The organism is Streptomyces sp. NPDC127084 (assembly GCF_042724175.1).
In the GTDB taxonomy this organism is placed as follows: domain Bacteria; phylum Actinomycetota; class Actinomycetes; order Streptomycetales; family Streptomycetaceae; genus Streptomyces.
In genome coordinates this window covers 22,837-27,492 of record NZ_JBHXFA010000040.1, presented here as the reverse complement: position 1 = coordinate 27,492, position 4,656 = coordinate 22,837, and the positions used below count along the sequence as shown (strand labels likewise).

Annotated in this window: 6 protein-coding genes and 2 pseudogenes; 2 read left to right on the top strand and 6 right to left on the bottom strand. The window is 65.9% G+C overall.

Going from position 1 to position 4,656, the window contains the following annotated elements; all coding sequences use genetic code 11:
• Positions 1-84: 84 nt before the first annotated feature.
• Positions 85-315: pseudogene (locus ACFWI9_RS12500) on the bottom strand (transposase); the annotation flags it as partial.
• A 340-nt stretch (positions 316-655) separates the two neighbouring features.
• Here ACFWI9_RS12500 and ACFWI9_RS12495 point away from each other — a divergent pair.
• Positions 656-1,120, top strand: coding sequence for an ATP-binding protein (locus ACFWI9_RS12495; RefSeq protein ID WP_387161199.1), 465 nt, complete (start codon positions 656-658; stop codon positions 1,118-1,120).
• Positions 1,117-1,521: a cupredoxin domain-containing protein gene (locus ACFWI9_RS12490; RefSeq protein ID WP_387161198.1), complete on the top strand. Its 405-nt coding sequence runs from the start codon at positions 1,117-1,119 to the stop codon at positions 1,519-1,521. Before ACFWI9_RS12495 ends, ACFWI9_RS12490 begins: the two co-directional genes overlap by 4 nt.
• Positions 1,522-1,627: 106 nt before the next feature.
• Here the strand turns inward: ACFWI9_RS12490 and ACFWI9_RS12485 are convergent, their stop codons facing one another.
• The 5 genes and pseudogenes from ACFWI9_RS12485 to ACFWI9_RS12465 all read right to left on the bottom strand — a co-directional run.
• Complete coding sequence (locus ACFWI9_RS12485; protein ID WP_387161230.1) at positions 1,628-2,104, bottom strand: HAD family hydrolase; 477 nt, start codon at positions 2,102-2,104, stop codon at positions 1,628-1,630.
• A 348-nt stretch (positions 2,105-2,452) separates the two neighbouring features.
• On the bottom strand, positions 2,453-2,878 hold the full coding sequence (locus ACFWI9_RS12480; RefSeq protein WP_387161195.1) for a hypothetical protein: 426 nt from the start codon (positions 2,876-2,878) through the stop codon (positions 2,453-2,455).
• Positions 2,875-3,156 (bottom strand): CopG family transcriptional regulator, encoded by a 282-nt coding sequence (locus ACFWI9_RS12475; RefSeq protein ID WP_387161193.1) that lies wholly within the window; start codon positions 3,154-3,156, stop codon positions 2,875-2,877. The genes ACFWI9_RS12480 and ACFWI9_RS12475 overlap by 4 nt, the downstream gene beginning before the upstream one ends.
• Before the next feature lie 31 nt (positions 3,157-3,187).
• Positions 3,188-3,493 (bottom strand): hypothetical protein, encoded by a 306-nt coding sequence (locus tag ACFWI9_RS12470; protein ID WP_387161191.1) that lies wholly within the window; start codon positions 3,491-3,493, stop codon positions 3,188-3,190.
• A gap of 119 nt (positions 3,494-3,612) precedes the next feature.
• Positions 3,613-3,816 (bottom strand): annotated as a pseudogene (locus ACFWI9_RS12465) (plasmid pRiA4b ORF-3 family protein); the annotation flags it as partial.
• Positions 3,817-4,656 lie beyond the last annotated feature (840 nt).

Below are 4,656 nucleotides of genomic sequence, written 5' to 3'. Positions count from 1 at the left end.
ACTCGCGGCCGAGGCGCGGCAAATGGACGGAGAACGGCGCCTCTCCATTTTGTCGTGACGCCGCCGTTCTTGTCCGCTTCGAAAACGGCGGTAGGTGTCGTAGTCGTATCCGCGGTCGGCATGCAGCACGCCGGGGGCGCCGGCGGGGACGCCCGCGCTTGCCCCTAACCGGCGGAACGACGGCGACCAGGGGCATGAGTTGGGTGACGTCGTGCCGGTTTCCGCCGGTCAGCGTTGCGGCGAGCGCAACGCCGTGCGCCTCATGATCACGTGGTGCTTGCTGCCCGTCACGCTTTCCAAGTCTGTTGGTGCAGGTCAGGGGAGCATTCGCGGCTGTTCACCTGCGTTCAGGGGCGTTCCCGCCGCTACGGAAGAGCCCAGCTCGTACTGCCATGAACGCGGCGCACGGCGGTGAATGATACGGAAACCGAGACGGGCGGCAGCGCCGGTTCCGGGGGCACTACGCGGCTGTCTTTGGCAGGGTGAAGTAGAGCCAGTTCGGCAGCGGGAACGGGAGCCGAGGTTCCGGCAACGAGATTGGGAGCCACCCGGTCTGACGATCTGTGACATGCCGCTGATGGCGTAATGAGGGCTTTGGGCTGTTTGGTCGGGACACGCTGTGGGCCTTTGGTCACGGTCGTGTCAGGAGTCCGTGGTGTACAGGTCGCGTGAGTGGATCACCGGTGACTCCGGCACCGGCAAGTCGCACCTGCTGATCGGAGTGGGCACCGCGATCGCCGAGGCGGGCCTGAGCGTCCGTTACACGAACACTTCGGCACTGGTGAACGAACTCGCCGAGGCGGACGCAGCTCGTCGGCTGTCGTCCGTTATCTCCCGCCACAGCAAGGTCGACCTTCACTGTCTGGACGAGTTCGGCTATCTCAATCACGACAAGAAGGGCGGCCGTCTGCTGTTCCAGATCTGCACCGAACGCGAGGAATGCAAGGCGACCGCGGCCGCGACGAATTCACCGTTCGCGGAGTGGGACAAGATCCTCTCCGACCCGCGGCTCTGCGCGGCTATCGCCGACCGGATCACCTTCCGTTGCACGCTCATCCAGACCGGGACAGAGTCCTACCGCTTCCAGACCACCGAACAGCAAAGAAGGAATCAGGTATGAGCACAGAACAGGTCAGCAGCAGCCTTCAGGGCGGGCGTCAGACCATCGAGCGAGTCCGAGGCATCGTCGCCACGGTCTTGACCGCATCGCTCCTGGCCGCCTGCGGCTCGGGCGAGAGTGAGCAGGTCAACGTGGAAGCAACGGACACTGCCTGCACGGTCTCGCCCAAGGAGGTGTCGTCCGGCACCCACGTGACCTTCACCGTCAAGAACACCGGCACCAAGTCCGTCGACTTCGCTCTCCTCGCTCCCGACGGTGACGCGGTGCTGAGAGAGCAGGGCATCTCTCCCGGAGGATCCGAAGAGGTGGAGGGGAACGAAGTGAACGACGACGGCACCTACACCGTCGAATGCGCCCACAACGGCGAAAGCCCGATCCGCACGGAATTCAGCATCCGGTAATTGGGACGCTGAGACGCGGTGGCCGACGGAGCCGGGCCCTTCTGACCGCGCCTGTCAGGGAACGGAGCAACGTGGCTCCCGTTCCCGTTGCCCGAGTGGCTCCCGTTCACCCTGCCGAAAACAACGCGGCCGACGCCTTGGCGATGCTCGTCATGCTGAGGACGACTTGGTCTGCTCCGGCGTCCGCGAGCGCTATCTGTTTCGTCGGCTTGTTGGCGAAGCCGATGCACCGTGTGGCTGCCGCACGAGTCGCCTCGACGTCTGTCACGGAGTCCCTGATGAGGACCGTTCGTTCCGGAGCGGTACCGAGGAGCGAGGCTGCTTCGAGCAGCGGTTGCGGCGACGGTTTCATGAGGTCGGGCCTCATGGTGGGCCGTCCTGCGATCTGCTCCACGAGGGTCGAGAGCCCATGGGTCGAGAGGTAGGCGCGTACGCATTCGGCGGAGTTGTTGCTCACGACCGCTACGCGGCGCCCCGATGCGTGGGCAGCCTTCAATGCTTCGGTGGCTCCGTCGATAGGCGGCCCGGCGACCTTGACCGCGTTGACTTCCGCCTTGGTGGGCGCCGCCTCGACGGCCGCCAGGGCGGCCTCTCCGCCCTGCGCCGAGAGGCGGAACGGAAGATCACGAAGAGCGATCCGCTTAGCGGCGGGTGATCCCGACTGCTCCGACTCAGGTCAGCACGCGAAGAAGGTCCTGACCAGTCGAAACGGGTCAGGACCTTCTTCGTATTGCCCGGTGAGAGCGATCGCGGAGGATACGAGATTCGAACTCGTGAGGGGTTGCCCCCAACACGCTTTCCAAATGTTCGTCTTGGTGTTCGGCGGCGGACAGGGGCGTCCTGACCTGCGACGGAGCCCAGCGTCGGACGGTTGTTGAACGACGCTGAACGGGGGTGAATCAGACCGAAACTGAGACCACAGGGCGCTGGGTCACACCTTCTTGACGACGATCGACTCCGGAACCAGCTTCTCCAGGTCTTCTACGTCCGAGGTGAAGACGGTGACCTGCCCTTTCTGCTGACGAGCGATGACAGCGAGCACGGAGTCGATCGCATACTTGTGACCGTGCAGCCTGGCGTCAGCCAGGAGGCGCCGAGCCTGGCGGGCCTCGTCCTTTCCGATGTCGGCGACCTTGAGCCGGGAGAGCACCCAGTCCCAGCGCTGTTCGGTTGTTCTGCCGTCGTACGCCTCGACCAGTGTCAGCGGGGAAGTCACCACCTCGGCTTCACCCCGGGCCGCGAGGTTGAGCCAGGCGATCATCTTCCGGTCGCCGCGCACGGCCAGGGACAGGGCTTCGCAGTCGAGTACGAAGACGCGCAGGGGGCGCTGCCTCTGCTCGGTGGGCCGCTTCTTCACGCGGCCTCTCCGGCATTGCGGCTTGCGGCGGCGCGGCGGCGCTCGTGCTCGGCATCGAGTTCCTCCAGTTCCTCGAACGCGGTCGTGCGCTCATCCTCGCTGAGGGAGCCGTGTTCCTCCTCTAGCCAGTCGGATAGTTCGCGCAGCCGGTCTCGGTCGCGCTTGAAGCGCAGGGCTTCGGCGACGTATGCGGACAGGCCCCGTTCTGCCGCCTCCGCACGGATCTCGTCCAGGAGATCCTCGGGAATCGTCACCGTTACCTTTTTGGTCGTCGCCATATAGGAGACCATACTCCCGGTATTGTCCCCCTTACCAGTGTGCCGCGAAAGGCGGCATGGCTGGACGGCTGTCTTTCATGCCCTTCAAGGTGCCGTGAGGCGTAGCAGCCGCGTTGGCCTCGTCCGGCGCGAAGCGGTCAGGGTCGAATTCCGCTGCGGACCGGAGTCCGCGCCACTCCAGCATGGCGTGGTGTTCCTCGTGCGCAGGGTCGGCGAGGATCGCTTTGAGGTCGTTGTAGCCGGGGGCGCCGCCGCAGTCCTCGGGAGGGCACGTCCCGGCGCTGTCCACGCAGTGCGGATAGTGGAGCCCGGCTTCGGCTGTCTGGGGCTGCTCCACGGTGATGAGGTGCTCCCAGGAGTCCCCGAAGTCGTACGTGTACTCGAGTGGGCGCCTGGCTTGAGCAGGTCGCCCACGGGGGCGGTGCCCTCGTCGCGGAATCCGACTTCGCTGCCGGGGTGCCCGTACTGGACCCCGTCGATGGTGAAGGCGTGCATGTGGCAGTCGTGCCAGCCCATAGCTTGCTGGATAACGGAGTGAAGCCGGTCAAGCCGGATCGCGGCGGGTACGAGCAACTGCCGCCAGACCCGGGGGCCGTCCACGTCGGCGAGTTCGACGAGGATCCGCAACACGGCGTCGCCCGGCTCGGGTTCGCCGCACATCCGGGCTGTCTCGATGCGTCCGTACGTCGTCAACTCACCGCTGTCCTGAGTGAGATGGAGAGCGCCCAGGGAGGCGAGGACCTTCAGGGTCCGTTGGACGTCGTGGTCGCCCGCGGTACGCAGATGCCCCAGACGGTCGGGGGACAGGTCGTCGAGTACGTACAGCGGGCTCACCGCATGCCACACAACTTCGTACAGGTCGTGGATCGGCACCGGGGCCGTGGCTGCGTACAGGCGGTGCAGCCGCTGCCGATCGAGGTGGAGCAGGCGCAGACGATCGTGCACGATGCGGTCGCCTATGCCCGCGGTCTCGGCTTCGAGCCCGCGGACGGTTTCGCCTATGCCGCGGTGCACCTGGGTTCCCCGCCCTGCGACCGGCCTGCCATCGGCTTCGGCCGGGACGGCGAACCGTTCTACTTCTCCGGCCCCTACGACAACCCGCGCAAGGTGGTCCAGACCCTCGAACGCACCTGCGGCCCGGGCAACTACGACTACGTTGTGGACCCGCATCGGAGAGCGGCATCTCGCGGTCTCCCTCGACCGCCTGCCGGCGTTCCGCAGGGCCGCCCTGGCCCTGGGCTACCCGCTGGCCTGATGGCACGAGGAGAGCCACTTCGGGGAACCTCGGAGCGGATGCGGGGCGTACGTAGACACATGACCGCTGATCATCGGCATCAGGGCAGCTGCCGCGTGAGTGAAATATCCTAAATGCCGGAAATAAATGAGACCAAAACTGAGACCACGCACGTCGAAGGGCCCCCCCCCCCCACCGGGGGGGGCGGGGGCTCAAATAGGGGGGGGGGCAGCGGGGGGGGGAAAAAATAGAAAGAGAGTAGGGGT

Coding starts and splice junctions, on each gene's coding strand:
- ACFWI9_RS12490 (WP_387161198.1), top strand. CDS start 1,117: ATGAGCACAGAACAGGTCAGCAGCAGCCTTCAGGGCGGGCGTCAGACC.
- ACFWI9_RS12475 (WP_387161193.1), bottom strand. CDS start 3,156: ATGGCGACGACCAAAAAGGTAACGGTGACGATTCCCGAGGATCTCCTG.